This is a genomic window from Cutibacterium acnes (genome assembly GCF_003030305.1).
Lineage (GTDB): Bacteria > Actinomycetota > Actinomycetes > Propionibacteriales > Propionibacteriaceae > Cutibacterium > Cutibacterium acnes.
Window position 1 is genome coordinate 2030028 of sequence record NZ_CP023676.1, and the last position, 19268, is coordinate 2049295.

Annotated in this window: 17 protein-coding genes; 2 read left to right on the forward strand and 15 right to left on the reverse strand. The window is 61.0% G+C overall.

From position 1 onward, the window contains the following. Positions 1–8 precede the first annotated feature (8 nt). The 15 genes from nuoN to CPA42_RS10280 all read right to left on the reverse strand — a co-directional run bounded on the left by nuoN (position 9) and on the right by CPA42_RS10280 (position 17173). A complete protein-coding gene (nuoN, locus tag CPA42_RS10210; protein WP_002515378.1) occupies positions 9–1625 on the reverse strand; it encodes an NADH-quinone oxidoreductase subunit NuoN in 1617 nt (538 codons plus the stop codon). Further along, positions 1622–3115, reverse strand: a complete 1494-nt coding sequence (locus CPA42_RS10215; protein WP_002515375.1) for an NADH-quinone oxidoreductase subunit M — start codon at positions 3113–3115, stop codon at positions 1622–1624. Before CPA42_RS10215 ends, nuoN begins: the two co-directional genes overlap by 4 nt. A gap of 17 nt (positions 3116–3132) precedes the next feature. Next, complete coding sequence (nuoL, locus tag CPA42_RS10220) at positions 3133–5019, reverse strand: NADH-quinone oxidoreductase subunit L (protein ID WP_002515367.1); 1887 nt, start codon at positions 5017–5019, stop codon at positions 3133–3135. Between the two features lie 10 nt (positions 5020–5029). After that, positions 5030–5329: an NADH-quinone oxidoreductase subunit NuoK gene (nuoK, locus tag CPA42_RS10225; RefSeq protein ID WP_002515419.1), complete on the reverse strand. Its 300-nt coding sequence runs from the start codon at positions 5327–5329 to the stop codon at positions 5030–5032. After that, positions 5326–6180: an NADH-quinone oxidoreductase subunit J gene (locus CPA42_RS10230; RefSeq protein ID WP_002515420.1), complete on the reverse strand. Its 855-nt coding sequence runs from the start codon at positions 6178–6180 to the stop codon at positions 5326–5328. The genes nuoK and CPA42_RS10230 overlap by 4 nt, the downstream gene beginning before the upstream one ends. Continuing rightward, positions 6180–6776: an NADH-quinone oxidoreductase subunit NuoI gene (gene nuoI / locus CPA42_RS10235; protein WP_002515396.1), complete on the reverse strand. Its 597-nt coding sequence runs from the start codon at positions 6774–6776 to the stop codon at positions 6180–6182. Before nuoI ends, CPA42_RS10230 begins: the two co-directional genes overlap by 1 nt. Beyond that, positions 6776–8098 (reverse strand): NADH-quinone oxidoreductase subunit NuoH, encoded by a 1323-nt coding sequence (gene nuoH / locus CPA42_RS10240; protein WP_002518044.1) that lies wholly within the window; start codon positions 8096–8098, stop codon positions 6776–6778. Before nuoH ends, nuoI begins: the two co-directional genes overlap by 1 nt. Further along, positions 8095–10533 carry an NADH-quinone oxidoreductase subunit G gene (locus CPA42_RS10245; protein ID WP_002515430.1) on the reverse strand — a complete coding sequence of 813 codons (2439 nt, stop codon included), beginning with the start codon at positions 10531–10533 and terminating at the stop codon, positions 8095–8097. The genes nuoH and CPA42_RS10245 overlap by 4 nt, the downstream gene beginning before the upstream one ends. After that, the gene (gene nuoF, locus CPA42_RS10250; protein ID WP_002515397.1) at positions 10530–11864 is read right to left on the reverse strand and encodes an NADH-quinone oxidoreductase subunit NuoF; all 1335 of its coding nucleotides are present in this window, start codon (positions 11862–11864) and stop codon (positions 10530–10532) included. The genes CPA42_RS10245 and nuoF overlap by 4 nt, the downstream gene beginning before the upstream one ends. Next, on the reverse strand, positions 11861–12646 hold the full coding sequence (nuoE, locus tag CPA42_RS10255; RefSeq protein ID WP_002515387.1) for an NADH-quinone oxidoreductase subunit NuoE: 786 nt from the start codon (positions 12644–12646) through the stop codon (positions 11861–11863). Before nuoE ends, nuoF begins: the two co-directional genes overlap by 4 nt. Then, complete coding sequence (locus tag CPA42_RS10260; RefSeq protein WP_002515416.1) at positions 12643–13944, reverse strand: NADH-quinone oxidoreductase subunit D; 1302 nt, start codon at positions 13942–13944, stop codon at positions 12643–12645. Before CPA42_RS10260 ends, nuoE begins: the two co-directional genes overlap by 4 nt. Next, on the reverse strand, positions 13944–14768 hold the full coding sequence (locus tag CPA42_RS10265; RefSeq protein WP_002515389.1) for an NADH-quinone oxidoreductase subunit C: 825 nt from the start codon (positions 14766–14768) through the stop codon (positions 13944–13946). The genes CPA42_RS10260 and CPA42_RS10265 overlap by 1 nt, the downstream gene beginning before the upstream one ends. Beyond that, positions 14765–15322 carry a NuoB/complex I 20 kDa subunit family protein gene (locus CPA42_RS10270; RefSeq protein ID WP_002515395.1) on the reverse strand — a complete coding sequence of 186 codons (558 nt, stop codon included), beginning with the start codon at positions 15320–15322 and terminating at the stop codon, positions 14765–14767. Before CPA42_RS10270 ends, CPA42_RS10265 begins: the two co-directional genes overlap by 4 nt. A gap of 93 nt (positions 15323–15415) precedes the next feature. Beyond that, positions 15416–15799 (reverse strand): NADH-quinone oxidoreductase subunit A, encoded by a 384-nt coding sequence (locus CPA42_RS10275; protein WP_002519591.1) that lies wholly within the window; start codon positions 15797–15799, stop codon positions 15416–15418. Positions 15800–15895: 96 nt separating this feature from the next. Then, positions 15896–17173, reverse strand: a complete 1278-nt coding sequence (locus CPA42_RS10280; RefSeq protein WP_002519590.1) for a geranylgeranyl reductase family protein — start codon at positions 17171–17173, stop codon at positions 15896–15898. A 215-nt stretch (positions 17174–17388) separates the two neighbouring features. Here CPA42_RS10280 and roxP point away from each other — a divergent pair, with 215 nt between their 5' ends. Together roxP and CPA42_RS10290 are read left to right on the forward strand one after the other, a co-directional pair. After that, entirely contained in the window at positions 17389–17874 is a 486-nt protein-coding gene (gene roxP / locus CPA42_RS10285; protein WP_002515361.1) for an oxygenase RoxP, read from the forward strand. 199 nt (positions 17875–18073) lie between these two features. Next, positions 18074–19237 carry an isochorismate synthase gene (locus CPA42_RS10290; protein WP_002525330.1) on the forward strand — a complete coding sequence of 388 codons (1164 nt, stop codon included), beginning with the start codon at positions 18074–18076 and terminating at the stop codon, positions 19235–19237. Positions 19238–19268 lie beyond the last annotated feature (31 nt).

A 19268-nucleotide genomic window follows, 5' to 3' on the forward strand; every position in this document is an offset into this window, starting at 1 on the left:
TAACAAACTCAGCGCAGGAAGGTGCTCGCCTGGTTGAACAGGTCAATAATCGGCTGTGGGGCAACACCCATGACGATGGTGAACACCGCACACACGATGAGGGTGATCCATCCGGCGATGGAGGGCTCGGCAACCTCCACGGGGTCGTCGCCCTCTTTCGCGGACCGGAAAAACACCACGACGATGATGCGCAGATAGAAGGCCGCTGCCACCAGGGAGAACAGCACCCCAATCAACACCAGCCAGGCGTATCCACCACGCCATCCGGCCAGGAAGACCACCAGTTTGCCGGTGAAACCTGCCGTCAACGGGATACCGGCGAAACTCAGCATAAAGATGACGACCAGCACACCGATCCACGGATGACTACGACCAATACCCGCCCACGAGGCGATCTCAGTGGATTCGCCACCGGCGCGACGCACCATGAGGATGAGCAGCCAGAAGCCGATCGACGCCAAGCCATAGGCCGTCATGTACACCAGCACCGACGACACCGAACCCGTCTGGCCCTCGGCCATGCCGGTCTGGGTCGTCCAGGCTCCGACAACACCGACCAGCACGAACCCAGCATGGGCGATAGCGGAGTAGGCCAGCAGACGCTTCATATCGGTCTGCGCGAGACCCACGATGGCGCCCACACCCATCGAGGCCACAGCCACGACGGCGAGCACGATCTGCCAGTCCCATCTCATCGCGCCCAGACCGACATACAGGACGCGCATCAGACCGACGAGGGCGACGAGTTTGGTCGCGACAGCCATCCAGCCGCTAACCGGCGTCGGAGCGCCAGTGTAGACATCGGGGGTCCAGGAAGCGAACGGAACCGCGCCTATCTTGAACAGCAGCCCGACGGCCACCAGGATCATGCCTGCGACGATGAGTTTCGACGAGCCGACCTGAGTGACGCCCGCTGCGGCTAGATCGCCAAGCTTGAAACTGCCGGCGCATCCATACAGCAGCACGATGCCATAAAGGAACAAGGCCGAGGACAGCGCGCCCAGCAAGAAGTACTTCAGAGCGGCTTCCTGAGACAACAACCGACGACGCCGCGACATCCCACACAGCAGGTACAACGGCAGAGAGAAGATCTCCAAGGCAACGAACATCATGATGAGGTCATTAGCCGCGGCGAAACACATCATGCCCAACGCCGCGAACATCAGCAGCGGGTAGACCTCAGTGTGCTCGCGATGCTCCTGCTCGGCCTTAGCCTCCAGCGGGGAACCAGGCACCGACGACGCGCTCGCCACAAAAGCCGTCTGGGTGGTGCCGACTCGCTCAGCGAAGAGCACCACGGTCCCAAGACCGGTCGCTAGCAGAATGACCCACGTAGCCAGAGTCGGTCCGTCGGGGGCCAAAGTTCCCTGCCCGGCAACAATTCGGGTGCCACGGGCAATAGTGGTTAGCGTCGAGGCGATGGCAACAACCAGAGTGGCGACCGTCACGATGATCTGAGTCGGACGACGACCCGATCGGGGAACAAAGGCCTCCACCAGCACCGCCACGCACGCCCCTGCCATGAGGACGAACACCGGCGCCAGCGGCCCCCACTCGAGGTGCGGAGCCGCGACGTCGAGGAGCGCTGGCAGCCCAGACGCAGTAATCAACAGGGCGGAATTCACTTGAGACCCTCCTTGACGACGGGTGCCGGATCGGTGGCGTGGACCTGAGTCATGGTGGCCGTGGCCGCTGGTTCGATGGCGTGCAGCATCGGCCTGGGGAAGAACCCGAACACCAGCAGCAAAATGATGAGAGGTGCAAGCACCAACTTCTCCCGCCCGTTCAGGTCACTGACCTGCTCAGAGACACCCTGCACCGGGCCGGTCATAGTGCGTCGGTACGTCACCAGAACGTACACCGCAGCCAGCACCATGCCGATGGTGGAAATGGCGACATAGATTGGGTGACGCGACCAAGCACCAGCTAAGGCCATGAACTCGCTCACAAAGTTTCCCGTGCCCGGCAACGACAGGGTTGCCAGCCCGGCGAAGAGGAAAGTTCCGGCAAGTACCGGGGCGACCTTCTGGACGCCACCGTAACCGTCGACCTTCGCCGTCCCGCCCCTGCGCACCAGGAAACCAAGCACGAGGAACAACGCTGCCGTCGAAAAGCCGTGGTTGAACATGTAGAAGATCGAACCTGTGATCGACGTCGTCGTCAGCGCGAAAATGCCAATGACCATAAAGCCGAAGTGACTTACTGAGGTGTAGGAGACGAACCTCATGAGGTCGCTCGAGGTCGCGGCCATCATGGCACCCCACAGCACCGAGATAATCGCCAGGGTGAGGACGAAGGGGGTGGCCCAGTCGGAGGCGGCGGGGAACAGGCCCAGACACAGCCTCAGCATTCCAAAGGTGCCGATCTTGTCGAGCAAGCCGACGAGCAGGGAAGACGCCCCCGCAGTGGCCTGTTCGGCGGTATCAGGCAGCCACGTGTGCACCGGGACCATCGGGGCCTTGATCGCGAAGGCGATGAAGAATCCGACAAATAATTCCTTACCAATCGCCCCCGAGAAGTCCACCTTTGCCAGGTCGCTCAGAAGGAAGGATCCGCCGTGCACCCCGACGCCGATGACAGCGAATAGCATGACCAGCCCACCAGCCAAGGAGTACAGCAGGAACTTCATCGCTGCTCGGCCTCGTCGTGGACCGCCCCATCCTGCAATGAGGAAGTACATCGGGATGAGGGTGGCCTCGAACATGAGGTAGAACAGCAAGACGTCGGTGGCAGCGAAGCAATAGATTGCCAGTCCCTCAAGCATGAGGGCCAAGCCGAAAAACGCCCCAGTTGACCAGCGAGCCGTCTCGTCGTCGCCCACATGCCACTCGGCGAGTAGCACCACCGGCACGAGGATGACGACCAGCAGGATCATCGTCAGGGAAAGGCCATCACCACCTAGCGCATACCAGGCTCCGACAGCGCGGATCCAGCGATGGGTTTCCGAAAGGTTGGTGCCATTGACGCCGACGATGAAAGCGTAGACGCCCAGTACCAGAGTGACCAGAGAAAACACCATGCCGGTGGCTCGGGCCGCAGCCCCGCGCAGCATCATGGTGATAACGCCGCCGACGAACGGCAGCAGCGCGATCACTGTGAGGATCGGGAAAGACATGTCAGCTCCTCCAGCGCTCAGGCCATCCGGCCCAGGACGACGACGAGTCCGACGACCACCACGCCGACGACCATCATGAGGCCGTAACTGCGCACGTAGCCGTTTTGGACTTTGCGGATGATCTGGGAACAAGCCGTGGTGACGGAGCCAGCGCCGTTAACCAGACCGTCGACCACCGACCGATCGAAGCCCGCGACACCGCCGGCCAGCCAACGCCCCGGCTTCACCACGACAACATCGTTGATGTCGTCGCCGTAGATGTCGTGGCGACCAGCGACAAGCAGCGGATCGTGAGTCTCGGGCTCCTCGTTCGGCACATTGTGACGGTTGAGCAACCAGCCTGCCACGATGCCGAGGATCACCACGACGAGGGTGACAACCCCAATCACGCCCATATGCCACATACCGACGTGCTCAACCTCAGCGCCCGTAGCTGGAGCCAACCAGTCGCCGATCCAGTTGTTCATAAAAGCACCGGCGAAGATCGACAAAATAGCCAACACGATGAGAGGGATCGTCATGACTGCCGGAGACTCGTGCGGGTGGACGTCCGCGCGCCAACGCTTAGTCCCCAAGAAGGTCAGCATCATGAGGCGAGTCATGTAGTAGGCGGTGATTCCAGCGCCGATAAGGGCCAGCACCCCGAAGACCGCGCCCTTATCGAAGGCGGCCTCGATGATGTGGTCTTTGGAGAAGTAGCCGGAGGTACCAGGGATACCGATAATGGCGAGGTAGCCGCACGCGAAGGTCCAGAAGGTCATAGGCATCACCTTGGACAGCGCACCAAAGTGGTACATGTCCGTGTCGTCACCGGTACCGTGCATCACCGAGCCGGCCCCAAGGAACATGTTCGCCTTAAAGAAACCGTGGGTGAGCAGGTGGAAAATCGCCAGAGCCGCACCAGCCGGTCCCAAACCTGCAGCCAGCATCATGTAGCCGATCTGGCTCATCGTCGATCCGGCGAGGACCTTCTTGATGTCCTTCTTCGCCGAACCGATCCAGGCGCCGAACAACAAGGTAACGGTGCCGATGATCGCCACTGCCAACGAGGCTGCACCCGTGTGGGCATAGATCTCGTGAGAACGTACCACCAGGTAAACACCAGCGGTAACCATCGTCGCAGCGTGGATCAGGGCTGAGACCGGCGTCGGGCCCTCCATGGCGTCAAGCAGCCAGGCTTGCAACGGCACCTGAGCGGACTTACCACAAGCAGCCAGCAGCAGCATGAAGCCGAGCAACGTGGCCCAGGTTGACGTCAGCCCCGACGCTTTAGCTGAAACATCGGAGAAGCGCACGCTGCCGAACTGGGCGAGCATCGTAAAGATCGCCATCGTCAAACCGAGGTCGCCGATGCGGTTCATGATGAAAGCCTTATTACCGGCGCGGGCAGCAGCGGGACGACCAAACCAGAACCCGATAAGCAGGTAGGAGGCCAGACCGACACCCTCCCAGCCGACAAACAGGATGAGGTAGTTATCGGCCAACACCAACGTCAGCATCGCGGCAATGAAGAGGTTGAGATAGGCGAAGAACCGACGACGATCGGTGTCATGGGCCATATACCCGATCGCGTAGATGTGGATCAGCGAGCCCACGAAGGTGATGAGCAGCACAAACAGGATCGAGAGCTGGTCAATAAGCAGCCCCACTCGCAGATCCCACGCCCCGACGTCGATAAATCGGTAGACCCCCACGTCGACGGCACGAGACGCGCCGCCACGTCCGAGCAGGTCGATAAACAGGACCAACCCGATAACAAAGGCGACGATTGGGGCCACAGTGGCCAACACATGTCCCCACGCGTCGCTGCGGCGTCCCAACACCAATAGCAGCGCGGCAACCACCAGTGGCACCGCAATCATGAACCAGGCCACGTTGAACAAGCCGGTTTCCAAGACAGTCACGGTACCTCCCTCAGAACTTCAGCAGGTTGGTGTCGTCCACCGAAGTGGTGCGACGGGAACGGAAAATGGTGACGATGATCGCCAAACCGACGACCACCTCAGCAGCTGCCACAATCATCACGAAGAAAGCTCCGACCTGTCCGTCGAGAGAGCCGTGTACGTGAGCGAAAGTCACCAGCGCCAGGTTCGCGGCGTTGAGCATCAACTCCACCGACATAAAAGCCACCAAGGCATTACGCCTCGTCAGGAAGCCCACGATGCCGATAGCGAACAAGATCGCCGAGAGCACCAGGTAGTCATTCGGATTCATTCGAGTTCTCCTTGGACCTCGTGGCGGGCGGCACTGATTGACGCAAACGCCCGATGCGTCGGAGCCTTCAACTCACCGGCGTCGATAATGGCACCGCGGGTCGCCAAGGTTCCCGAGATCGAGTCCTGAGCCACCGTGCCGTCAGGCAGCAGAGCCGGAGCACCAATCTGATTCGTGCGGGCGTAGACACCGGAGTTGGGACGAACACCGGGGTGAGAGCCATGCTCGGCGTAGGCAGCCATACGGTCTGTCACCCGTTCACGCTGGGACTTCTTCTTGTCGGCCTCGCCATGAGCCAACACCATCGTGCCGACGGCAGCAGTGATGAGCAAGGCCGAAGTAGCCTCAAAGACGATGACATACTTGGTAAACACCAGCTCGGCAAGCGACTTGACGTTATTCCCACCAGCTGTGTTGGCCTGCCCCAGGCCCACCGGATGGTCAGTGCCGATAACACCGGTCGTCACTGCATTACCGACAGCCAGGATCAGCAGCACCACAAAGGCCAAGGCGGCGATCATGGCGGCCACCTTGTGACCCTTGAGGGTCTCTTTGAGGGAGTCGGTGGAGTCGACGCCGACAAGCATGACGACAAAGAGGAAGAGCATCAGGATGGCGCCGGTGTAGACGATGATCTGCACCACGAAAAGGAAAGGCGCTTCCTGGCTGGCGTACTGCACGGCCAGACAAATCATGACTACGGCCAGCGACAACGCCGAGTGGACAGGCTTCTTGGCAAAAACCATCACCAAGGCCGCAAGCACCATGATCGGTGCCAACAGCCAGAAGGCCCACTGGGATGCCGTCACCATAGGTACGAGACCGGCGAGCAGGGGGAGTCCCGTAGTCATCAGGCGGCCTCCTCATCCTTGTGTTGGGTGTCGTTGTCATCGTCCCGGTGCGCAGTGGCACCACTATTGGCCGGACCGGTCCGTACGTCGTCCTGCCCAGAGGGAGGAAGACCGTTGAAGTAGTCATCTTCGTCATCACCGAGACGGCGCGGGTGTGGCGGCTGCTCCATGCCCTCCTTGAGGGGAGCCAGCAACTCGTCCTTCGTCCAAATGTGCTTGGCACGCGAGGTGTCGGCCATCTTGAAATCGTTCGTCATCGTCAGGGCACGAGTTGGGCATGCCTCGATGCACATTCCGCACAAAATGCAGCGCAGATAGTTGATCTCGTACACGCGACCGTAACGCTCACCGGGCGAGTAACGCTCCTCGTCAGTGTTATCTGCCCCCTCGACGTAGATGGCATCGGCCGGGCACGCCCATGCACACAGCTCACAACCCACACACTTTTCCAACCCGTCAGGCCAGCGGTTGAGCTGGTGACGGCCATGCATGCGCGGCGGCATCGGCTTTTCCTTGCCCTTCTCCGGGTATCCCTGGGTGAAGGACTTGCGGAACATCGTCTCGAAGGTGATCCCGAATCCGGACCAGGCTCCCATCACAGACCTCCGTTCTCGTCGTGGTCTCGTCGAGCCACCGTGGTGGCCGTTGCAGCCCCAGCCAATGGGGCCTGCACCTGATGTGGCAATGGCGGTACCGGATAGCCACCGGCGAAAGCGTCGAAGGGTTCGTCAGGAGCCTCATCGGCCGTGGAATCAGTCTTACCACCCATGAACGCCCACACGATGAGAGCGACGAGGATGACGCCGACGACCACCAAAAAGACCGGGTTTCGACCCCATCCTTGATTGATGACGGTGCGCCAGGCAGCAATCATCAGGACCCACCCCAGCGACACCGGGATGAGAACCTTCCAACCCAGATCCATGAAGTGGTCATAGCGGAACCTCGGGATCGCGGCACGCACCCACACGAAGAAGAAGATGACGAGCTGGGTCTTGAGGAAGAACCACAACAGACCCCACCAGCCCGAATCGATGACGCCGAAGTAGTTCAGCGGCCACGGAGCGCGGTAGCCGCCCAAGAACAACGTGGTACAGACCGCCGACAGGGTCGCCATGTTGATGTACTCCGCCAGGAAGTACATGCCATAGGGGAAGCCTGAATACTCAGTGATGTAACCGCTGACGAGCTCCGATTCGCACTCCGGTAGGTCGAAGGGCAGACGGTTCGACTCACCAAACATCGTGATGACGTAGATGACGAAGCTCGGGATCAACAGCAACCAGTAATGCCCGGCGATATGGGTATCGAACCCGCCAACGACCAGGTGATTTGCCTGGGACTCGACGATCTGCGACGTCGACATCGAGCCAGAGAAGATGAACACCGTCACCAGAGACAGGCCCATCGCGACCTCGTAGGAGATCATCTGAGCACTGGAGCGCAGCGAGCCAAGCAAGGAGTACGTACCCGCCGACGACCAGCCGGCCAACACCACGCCGTAGATGCCGATGGACGCCACCGCAAGGATAAACAGCACGGCAACCGGCACGTCAGTAATCTGGAGCCTGGTGGTGTGACCGAACATCGACACTTGACCACCAAGAGGGATGACGGACCAGGACGCGAAGCAGGCTATGCCCGCTATGACCGGCGCCAGGTTGAAGACGATCTTATCGGCACCCTTCGGGGTGAGCATCTCCTTGAAGATGAGCTTCAGGCCGTCACCAACAGCCTGAAACACGCCACCAGCCCACGCCGAGTTCATGATCGGGCCGATGCGGTTCTGCATCTTGGCCAACACACGGCGCTCGAACCACACGTTGAAGATGGTCCAGGCCAGCAGGATCACGAAGAGGATGACGACCTTGACGATGATGAGCCACACCGGGTCGATGGTGGCCTCGAGGGGACTCATGCCACACCTGCCTCTCGGGAAGTTTCGGTTTCAACGGCGCTCAGCGAGACAACGGTTCCGGGAGCGTCGGGGACGGTGGTGCGGCTCTGAGGGGCAGTCGAGTCACCACGCAGCGACGGGATCCACACTGCCTCAGCCGTCATCGTCGTGTCGATCTTGACCGGAACTCGCAGACTGATAGGCCCACAGACATCAATAAGCTGCCCATTGGTCACACCAAGTTGCTCGGCCGTCAGCGGGTCGATGACGGCAACCGGCGCAGGTGCGGTAGCGACCAGTGCGTCGGCACCGGTCAGGCTTGCCGAGCCCTCCAGCAGCTGACGCCAGGTCTCCAGCACTCGGCCAACCGAACCGGCCTCAACCATGGGCGCCTGCGGTACGAGCGGGGAGGTCGACTCCATCTTGGGGTGACCGCCCGACCACTGCCCCAGGTCTCGCCACGCTTTGTGAGCCTGGGCGACCGTCGCTAGACCGGAGACCGACCCCATCTGGGAACTCAGCGCGTCAAGGACGCGGATCTCGTTCATAGGGGTCGCGGGCTGCTTGTTGACCACCCTGACACGGCCAGGGCGATGCTCCCAGTCAAGGAAAGTACCGGAGGTTTCCTCCAGCAGGCAGACCGGCAAGACAACGTCGGCTCGAGCTGAGACCTCAGAGAACCGCTGTTCGACAGACACGACGAACCCGCAATTCTCGACGGCCTCGCGAGCTCCGGTCGGGTCAGGCATATCAGCCAGCTCGACGCCAGAAACGACCAGCGCGTCGAGCTTTCCGGCCTGAGCGGCAGCCAGCATTCCGGCGGTGTCAAGGCCAGGCTGGGTCGGCAAGTTGGTGACTCCCCACGCGGCCGCGATATCGACGCGCGCCTTGGCGTCATCGACGAGACGTCCACCTGGCAGTAACTGAGGCAGCAGGCCAGCCTCGATGGCACCCATCTCGCCAGCTCGACGCGGCACCCAAGCCACCCGAACCGTCGAGTCAAGATCGTTGATGGCCGACAGGGTGCCGGGCCGGGTAGCGGCCCTCTCCCCCACCAACACGATGGTGCCCTCCCCAATGGTCCCATCGGCGACCAACTGGGCAAGAGCTTCAGGCTCCTGACCGGGCAGACAGCGAGCCAGCTCGGCACCTATCTTCGCCGAACCATTGGATAGGTGAGTTCCGACTACGGTGATCGTCGCCTTGTGACGACGCCACGCCTTCCGCAGACGCAGGAAGATCATCGGACACTCGTCCTCAGGCTCCAAGTCCACCAGGACTACCCGCGAAGCCGTCTCAAGGTCGGCGTAGGTGACCGATTCCTCGAGGCTGTGCCCGGCGACCCTGGCAGCCAGATAGGCGGCCTCCTCAGCTGAGTGTGGACGGGATCGGAAGTCGACGTTGTTGGTGCCGAGCACGACTCGAGCAAATCGCGACCAGGATAGACACGTCTCCACCGGGAGGCGCCCGCCGGTAAGGACACCGACGCTGGTACCGGCTTTCGTCAATCCAGCGGCGGCCGTCTGCAAGGCCTCAGCCCATGACGCCGGTTCCAGTACGCCGTTGTGACGCACCAGCGGAGTCGTTACCCGGTCGTCACCACGGCCGTAGCGGAAAGCGAAGCGACCCTTATCGCAGTTCCACTCCTCGTTGACGTCTGGCAGGTTGCCGGCGTTGCGGCGCTTGACCTCGTAATGACGGTGGTCGGTGCGCAGCTGGCAACCGGCCGCGCAGTGCTCACAGGTCGTCACCGTCGAGACGAGATCGAAAGGACGGGAACGGAAGCGGTACTCGGCGCTGGTAAGAGCTCCTACCGGGCAGATCTGGATGACGTTACCGGAGAAGTAGGAGTTGAAGTCGTCACCCTGATAAGCACCAATCTGGGAGACGGCACCGCGCTCCTGCAGGTTGATGAAAGGATCTCCGGCGATCTGGTCAGCGAACCGGGTACAACGCTGACACAGCACGCAGCGCTCGCGGTCTAGCAGCACTTGGGCCGAGATATTGATCGGCTTGGGATAGGTGCGCTTGACCCCGTCATAGCGAGACTCACCACGTCCGTTAGCCATCGCCTGGTTCTGCAGGGGGCACTCGCCGCCCTTGTCGCAGATCGGGCAATCCAGCGGGTGGTTAATGAGGAGGAACTCCAGCATGCCCTTCTGGGCTTTGCGAGCCATCTCGGAGCTGACCTGAGTCTTGACGACCATCCCCTCAGCGACCGGCATGGTGCAGGAGGGCTGTGGCTTGGGGAACCCACGACCGTTACCAGCGTCGGGGATCTCGACAAGGCACTCTCGGCAGGCACCGGCCGGGTCAAGCAGCGGATGATCACAGAACCGTGGGATAGCGGTGCCGATGGATTCGGCAGCGCGAATAATGAGGGTCCCCTTGGGTACGCTCACCTGCTGACCGTCGATGGTGCACGTCACGAGTTCGACGGGCTTGTTTTCGCTCATGCTCCGGCCCCCTCCAGGACTCGGCGATCGGCGTCGTTGAAGATCGAGCTGCGCTCATAGGGCAGATACTGCCAAGCGGGAATCCCCCGACATCCAGCTTCGAACTCGTCACGGAAGTGGCCAATAGCCCCGCGCAAACAGCCCACGGCACCGTCGGCCAAAGCGCAGAAAGAACGGCCACCGATATTGTCGGCAATGTCCATCAACTTGTCGACGTCACCCTCTTGGCCCTCACCAGCCTCGATGCGACGCAACATCTGGACAACCCACCAGGTGCCCTCACGGCACGGGGTGCATTTACCGCAGGATTCGTGCTTGTAAAACTCCAACCACCGCAACGTGACGCGAACCACCGAGGTCGTCTCGTCGAAGCACTGCAGAGCTTTCGTGCCGAGCATCGTCTTGGCCCCAGCCATCCCCTCGTAGTCGAGCGGGAGGTCGATGTCGTCCTTGGTCAGGATCGGGGTCGAGGAACCACCGGGGGTGAAGAACTTCAGTTCATGTCCCTGTCGCATGCCACCGGAGATGTCGAGGAGCTGACGCAGCGTAGTGCCCATCGGGGCCTCATACTGCCCAGGGTGAGCCAAGTGCCCAGACAAAGAGTAGATGGTGAAACCATCGGACTTCTCGGTGCCCATGGACTTGAACCATTCCTTGCCGTTGCGCAGGATCGACGGCACCGTCGAGATGGACTCGACGTTGTTAATGACCGTCGGACTGGCGTACAGGCCGGCAACGGCCGGGAAAGGCGGGCGCAGACGAGGCTGACCACGACGCCCCTCCAAGGAATCCAGCAGAGCCGTCTCCTCGCCACAGATGTAGGCGCCTGCGCCGGCATGGACGACAACGTCAAGGTCGTACCCGGAACCGAGGATGTTTTTGCCAATGTAACCAGCCGAGTAGGCCTCCCGCACGGCCTGCTGCACGCGTCGGACGACGTGCAGCACCTCACCGCGGATGTAGATGAAGGCCATCTTGGCCTTGATGGCGTAGGAGGCAATGATGACGCCCTCGACGAGGGTGTGCGGGGAGGCCATCATGAGCGGCATGTCCTTGCACGTGCCCGGCTCAGACTCGTCGCCGTTGACAACGAGGTAGGTCGGGTTGGGATTGTCCTTAGGCACGAAGGACCACTTCATGCCGGTGGGGAACCCGGCGCCACCACGGCCACGCAGGTTAGCGTCCTTAACCAGCGAGACAACGTCGTCAGGCGGCATCGTCAAAGCCTTACGAAGGCCGGTGTATCCGCCCTGTCGCTCGTAGTTAAGCAGCTTCCAACTGCGCTCTTCATCCCAATTGGCCGACAGAACCGGGGTCAGTGGATCGGTCACTTCTTCTCCTCTTCCACGGGCTCAGCGGGAGCGGGCAGGTTATTCGGATCTGGAGCCTTCCAGCCGCTCTGCTTAGCTAGCCGGACACCCTGCAGAGATGCCTCACCGGCGCTAGGGCCCTCGTCAGCCCGACCATCGGGGAAGCCAGCGAGCACTCGCTCAGCCTCACGCCAGCTAGTGATCTTCGCACCGCGGGTGGAATGAACCTCTTCGTCGCGAGCCAAGGAATCCAAGATTTCCTCAGCGCGGATCGGAGTCATGTTATCCATGTATTCCCAGTTGACCATCATGATCGGCGCGAAATCGCAGGCAGCATTACACTCCACCCGCTCAAGAGAGAACTTGCCGTCGGGGGTTGTCTGCCCCTCTTTAATGCCAAGCTTCTTCTCGACACGGGCAAGCACCTCCTCGCCACCCATGACGGCGCACAGCGCCGTGGTGCAGACACCGATGTGATGCTGGCCCGCAGGGTGCTTCTTATACATGGTGTAGAAGGTCGCCACCCCGGATACCTGGGCGGTGGTAATGCCGAGCACTTCAGCCGCAGTCTCAATGCCGACCGGCGAGATGCGTCCGTCCACCGACTGAACCAGGTGCAGGATCGGCAGCAACGCCGAACGGGAGTCGGGGTAACGCGAGGCGATCTGATGCATCTCCTCGATGGTGTGCTCGTCGATATTGGTAGAACGGTCGGTCTGATCGACTCCGCCGGTCCCCGAGAAGTCCGAGTGGAAAGACTCGACGTAGGGGTATCCCAGGTTGACGGGTTCGCGATCGCTCATCGGTCGACTCCTCCCATGACGGGGTCCAAGGATGCCAGAGACGGCACCACGTCAGAAAGCATTCCGCCCTCACACATGGCGGGCAGGGACTGCACGTTGACGAATCCGGGATCGCGCAGGTGGGAGCGGTAAGGCCGGACGCCACCGTCAGAAACAAGGTGGCAGCCGAGCTCGCCGCCGGCTCCCTCAATGGCCTGGTACACCTGGCCAGCAGGCACCCGGAAGCCCTCGGTGACAATCTTGAAGTGATGGATGAGAGCTTCCATCGACTCGCCCATGATATGGCGAATGTGCTCATTAGAATTGCCCTGACCGTCGGGGCCCAAAGCTAGCTCAGCCGGCCATGCGATGTGCGGGTCCTCGACCATATGACGGTCACCCTGGGTGTCCTCGAGGCGTTTGAGGCATTGCTTGAGAATGCGCACCGACTGGTCCATCTCTTCCAGGCGGATGCGGAAACGCCCGTAACAGTCACAGGTATCCCAGGTGGCGACGTCGAAGTCATACGTGTCGTAATCGCAATAGGGCTGGGTCTTGCGCAGGTCCCACGGCAGGCCGGTAGCGCGCAGAGCAGGACCAGTAACTCCCAGGGCCATACAGGTAGACAGATCAGCGTAACCAATGCCCTGAGTGCGGGCCTTAAAGATCGGATTCTCATTGCAGAACTGACCGATCTCGGGGAGGTACTTTTCCATCCGCTTGATGAGGTCACGCAACTGGTCGAGCCCGGTCTCGGGCAGGTCGGTAGCGACGCCGCCAGGACGAATCCACGCGTTGTTCATGCGCAGACCAGTGACGGCCTGGTTGAACTCCAGAATGATCTCGCGTTCCCTCAGGCCAACCTCAGCCACCGAGGAAGCACCAAGCTCCAGACCGCCAGTACCCACCGCAATGAGGTGGGATGAAATGCGGTTCAACTCGGTAATCATGACCCGAAGTACGCGAGCACGCTCGGGGACATCGTCGGTAATACCGAGCAGTTTCTCGACCGCCAGGCAATACACCAACTCGTTGAAGAAGTTCGCAACATAGTTGCACCGGGTCATGAAGGTGACGCCCTGAGTCCAGGTGCGAAATTCCATGTTCTTTTCGATACCGGTGTGGAGGAATCCAATCCCGACTCGCAGGTCTGACACTGACTCGCCATCAAGCTCAATGATGAGCCTCATGACACCGTGAGTGGACGGGTGGGAAGGCCCGAAATTCACGACGACGGTCTCGTCGCCTCGCTCGGCAGCCTCATCAACGATCTGGGCCCAGTCGCCGCCCTGGGACAAGTACTCGTGATTCTCGTTCATCAGTTGTAGCTCCTGCGCTGGTCCGGCGGTGGCACGACGGCACCCTTGTACTCGATCGGGATACCGCCAAGCGGGTAGTCCTTGCGCTGCGGATGGCCGACCCAATCGTCGGGCATGAGGATGCGAGTCAAGGCCGGGTGGCCATCAAAAATGACCCCAAACATGTCCCAGGCCTCGCGTTCCTGCCAGTCGGCGTGCGGGTAAACCGACACGACGCTGGGAACGTGTGGCAGGGAATCGACGTCGCTGCGCCCGGTACGAGCAACGTCCTCCTGACCGGGATCGGCCAGCGCCACCTCAAGGCGAATGCGACGGTTATGGGTCATTGACAACAAGTTGTAGACAACGTGCATTTCGCGTCCTGCCATGTGCGGGTAATGCACGCAGGTCAGCGATGTACAGCTTTCGAACCGCAGGGCGTCATCGTCTCGAAGAACCTTGACGAGTTCGAGGAGCTTCTCAGGACGGACGAAGAAGGTGATCTCCCCACGATCAACCACAGTCAGGCCGTCAGAAAAGTCGGGGACGAGCTCCGCCATGCGATCCGCAACCTCGTCGAACCAGCCGCCATAGGGGCGCTCAGAGTTGCCAGAGATTTCGACGGTGCGAACGATGCCGCCGTAACCAGACGTGTCTCCGGGGCCGGAGGTCGCTCCCCACATACCCTTTCGGGTATCGATGCGACGATCGGTCCACTCACGGCCCTTCGCGGGGGTGTGGACCTGGTCGGGATGGCTGGGATCAAGGAAGTTGCGGCCATCGGGGATGCGATCCCCGGAGTCCGAGCCGCCTGCGGCGCCGCGCGGGGTCGGCTTGTCACTCATCGCATGAGCCCCTTCTGCTCGAGAGTGGTCTTGGCGTCGAGGGCCTTCTTCTCCTTGGCTGCCTCGACCTCGGACATGTGGCCCATGAGTGGCCAATGCTGGATCTGCTCACGGATCTTGAAGACGGCGTCAATGAGCATGTCCGGGCTGGGCGGGCAGCCTGGCAGGTAGACATCCACCGGGACGATATGGTCGCATCCCTGGACGACCGCATAGTTATTAAAGATGCCGCCAGAGGATGCGCAAGCCCCCATCGAGATAACCCACTTGGGTTCGGGCATTTGGTCGTAAAGCTGACGGACCACCGGGGCCATCTTCTGGCTTACCCGGCCCGAAACGATCATGAGGTCGGCCTGACGGGGAGAGGCCCGGAACACCTCGTGGCCCCAGCGCGCAGCGTCGGCACGCGGGCCACCGTAGGAAATCATCTCGATGGCGCAGCACGCCAGCCCCATCGTCAGCGGCCAGAAGGAGGTCTTGCGGAGCCATCCGACGATGGCCTCCATCGAGGTCATCACGATGCCAGCTGGGACGTCGGCGTCGTACTCAGCCATCTCGCGCATCCTTTCTTTCTAAGACGTTGAGTGGCGTGGCTCGCAGGCCACTCAACATATTGCTGAGCGCGACCCCCAGGCCGCGCGGGAAGATCAAGTCCAATCCAAGCCGCCACGACGGCGGATGTAGAGGTAGGGGATGAAGACCATCGCCACGAACAGCACCATCTCCACCAACGCGAAGACGCCGAGGTGGTTAAAGTCAACCGCCCACGGGTAGAGGAACATGATGTCGATGTCGAACACGATGTAGAGCATTGCCACGACGAAGAACTTGACTGGGAACTTTCCGCCTCCTGCCGGTTGTGGCGTCGGCTCAATACCGCACTCATAGATCTCGTGTTTGGCACGATTGGGTCGCTTTACCGCAAGAAGGACGTTGACTGTGATCGTCGCCAGCACGAAGACCGCGCCGAGGATGACCATCCCCACAAGGGGAGCATATCCGTTCATCTCACCACCTTTAGTCACCACCATTCGTTCAGACCATACGACTCTGATCTGACACCCTGGTACTTTGGGTTACCTAACTTCAGGCTTGGCGGCACGAAAATGCTGCCGCAGGCCACGAACTCACAACGACGGGACAATCCTCGTCAGGGTGTTGATAATACGGTCATCAAGATCTCCACTCCTAGCATCAGTGAGGTTTGCCAGCAGCTTGTTCACAAATTTCATGAGTCGACGACGAGGAAGCCCGTACGTCGTGCACATCTTCATGACACGTGGATCGCCGATGAGCCGCACGAAGATCGTCCCCAGCCGGTAGTAACCACCGAAGTGGCGTTGCAGAGCGCGCGGATATCCCTGGAGTGCCTTCTCAGCAGCCGGAGTTCGGTGACCACGGTAATGAGCCTCAGCGATAGCATCAGCCGCCATCTCACCGGCCTCCATGGCGTAGTCGATGCCCTCACCATTAAATGGGTTGACCATGCCACCGGCATCACCCACGAGTAGTAAACCGTCGCGATAGTGGGGTTGACGATTGAAAGCCATCGGCAGGGCGGCACCGCGGATCGGCCCCTCCCGGTGTTCTTCGTCGAGGGTCCATTCAGCAGGCAGATGAGACAGCCAACGTTTCATAAGGGAGCGGTAATCAGTGCGACCAAACGCGGCAGAGGAATCAAGCATTCCCAAACCGATATTGACCGTTCCATCCCCCTCAGGGAAGGCCCAGCCATAACCCGGCAAAAGGTCAGATTTTTGCGGGGCACCGTCCCACAGCTCTAGCCAACTCTCCAAATTACGCGAGTCAGACAGCGCAGAGCGGTAATAGGCGCGTACCGCCACGCCCATCGGACGATCGTCGCGCTTATGCAGTCCCATCGCTAAGCCGAGGCGCGAAGAGTTGCCATCAGCCGCTACGACAACGGGGGCGGAATACTCGGTGCCATCGGAGGTCCGGACGCCGCAAATGCGGCCACTAGGATCGAGGATCGGATCAGTGACATTGGCACCCTCAACGAGAGTGACTCCCTGCGACTCGGCGTGGCGGGCCAGACGCTCGTCAAGAACCGTGCGTCGGCACACCATGCCGAAATTGGGGTAGTCGGCCAACTCGGGCCAGGGAAGAACGAAGGGGGCGATACGTCCACCGTGGATCCGCAGCCCCTCCGTGTGTTTCCAGCCAGCCTCTTCGGAGACGTCGATACCCAGCCGGATGAGCTGCTTGACGGCGCGCGGAGTCAGGCCATCACCGCAAACCTTGTCGCGGGGGAACGTCACCTTCTCCAGCAGGGTGACATGCAGCCCCCTGCGGGCAAGGTGCGCAGCGGTCGCTGAGCCACCAGGCCCAGCACCGACGACGACGACGTCGGACTCCATCTGGCTCGTCACGTGGACCCTCCTCATTAACGCACACCGACGATCTGCACGGGCGAGTCTAGGGGTTATCGGCTACATGCGCGTCGCCGCATCAGGTTCACGAAACCGAAAGGCAGACCCACCCCCTACCGGGCATACCGTTGCCGCCGACACTTCGATGACACTATGCAGTGCTATACTTCAGCTGAAAGTCTATATGATTTTCGTCAATTCCCATACGTACGACATATCGGGAGATCGTCATGTTCGTCCAAATCGCTGCCAGCCTGGCAGCCGCATCGTCCATTGCACTCGGCATACCAGGAGCTGCCACACCCATCGATGAGAGCCAACTTCCAGTCGGTCCTCAGGTCTCGGTGACCGACTCCGCACAGCACACTGGACCGTTCGCTGCATCTAGCCCTCTCACCATCACGGTCAAGCCGGGCGCACCATGCGTGCGAGCCGATGGTTATCAGGAATCCATGGTGACCCGCGTTCTCGACGACAAGGGTCACCAGGTGTGGACCGGAACGTTCGACGAGTCGAAGCTCATCGGCGGTACTGGCCTCGGCACCGCGACATTCCACGTTGGGTCTCCCGCCGCGGCGTTCAACTTTCACGGCAGCGAGCGCACCACCTACCGGACTCTCAGCTACTGTGCCTACCCGCACTACGTCAACGGCACCCGGGAGCGTCTGTCCCAGGTGAGCGTCAAGACATTCATGGTGGATCCCGCCCTCAACTGAGTCAACGCGCGTGGGCAGCGCCAACGGGGACGACCTCGTTTGGCATGGTTTGTCGTCCCCGTTGGCGCTCATAGCGATGAGACGGTGCTGCCCATGTGGACATCTCGGTTATCCTGCCACCGTGATCGTTGACCCAGGTTCAGCCCGCCTATGTGCCCGCACCGTCTCGATCTCGGACCCAGGTCCGCTCGAAAATTACATGACGCCGAACGACTCGGTGTGCTTTTTGCACCGCAACTACGGAATGGTTGGGCTAGGTGAGGTCACGCGATTCGAGACTGATTCCCCGGCCGCCGCCGATGTCTGGTGGGAGGCATTGTGCGATGATCTCGAGCACGAAACTGAGATGCCTGGTGCTGAGGCCACTGGACCAGTCGCCTTCGGATCCTTCACGTTTGACCCAGACCGGTCATCGTCACGGTCTGTCATGATCCTTCCCAAAACGATCATTGGACGCTGGCCCGGTTATTCGTGGCTCACCCAACTCTCCTGGGACAGCATCACCGACAATTCTCCCCATCAGCAAAGCGTGCCCCGGCCCCCCGGGGCCGTGACGGTACGTGACGGTGTCGTCAGCGAGCGAAGTTGGCGCCAAGTGGCGCGACTTGTCCAGGACATCATGAGCCCCGGAGAACTCGATCAGATTGTCCTCATGCGTGACGTCGAGGCCAAAGCTGCCTCCTCTATCGACCCGCGATGGATCGTCGAGACTCTGCGTCGCCAATTCCCCAACGCATATACCTATCTCGTCGAGGGATCCGTCGGCACCACGTCGAAACTCACCGTCGGGGTGAGCAAGTCCTTAATCACATCCCGGGTACTGACGCACTCCCCCGCCACCGACGCCAATCACCAGACCCTGCTCACTGCGCTTCAAGGCAAAGGGCCTCTGGCGGCCTATCATGACGAGATCGTTGGGCGAACCTGCGCACGTCTCGAACAATTCTGCGACACGGTCCACGTTCCCGACTGCCCGGGATGTGTCTACAACGATGCCTCAACCTACCTCGTTACCGACGTCACTGGTATCAACTCCCCCGATCAAGGATCCTGTCTGGCCCTCGTGCAGGCGCTGTGCCCGCCAGCTTTTGTCACCGGACTGCCACCACATTGCGCCCTGTCCGTGCTGGCTGAGGTTGAGCACGTCGACCGTGGCCGCGTCTCCGGCCCAACTGGCTGGGTCGATTCCTTGGGCAATGGCCAGTGGGTCACCGACTGCCGTGGCGGTCAGATCGACGCAACCGACCCTTCACTCGTCCATATCTTCTCCGGCCATCCCGTCGGCCATGACGACGACGCGGACGTCTTGTCGGCCGAGGCAGAGCACCGCATCGATGTGCTGCGGGACCTCTTCTTGACGTAAGTTGAGGCCTCACCATATGAAAGCGGTGGGA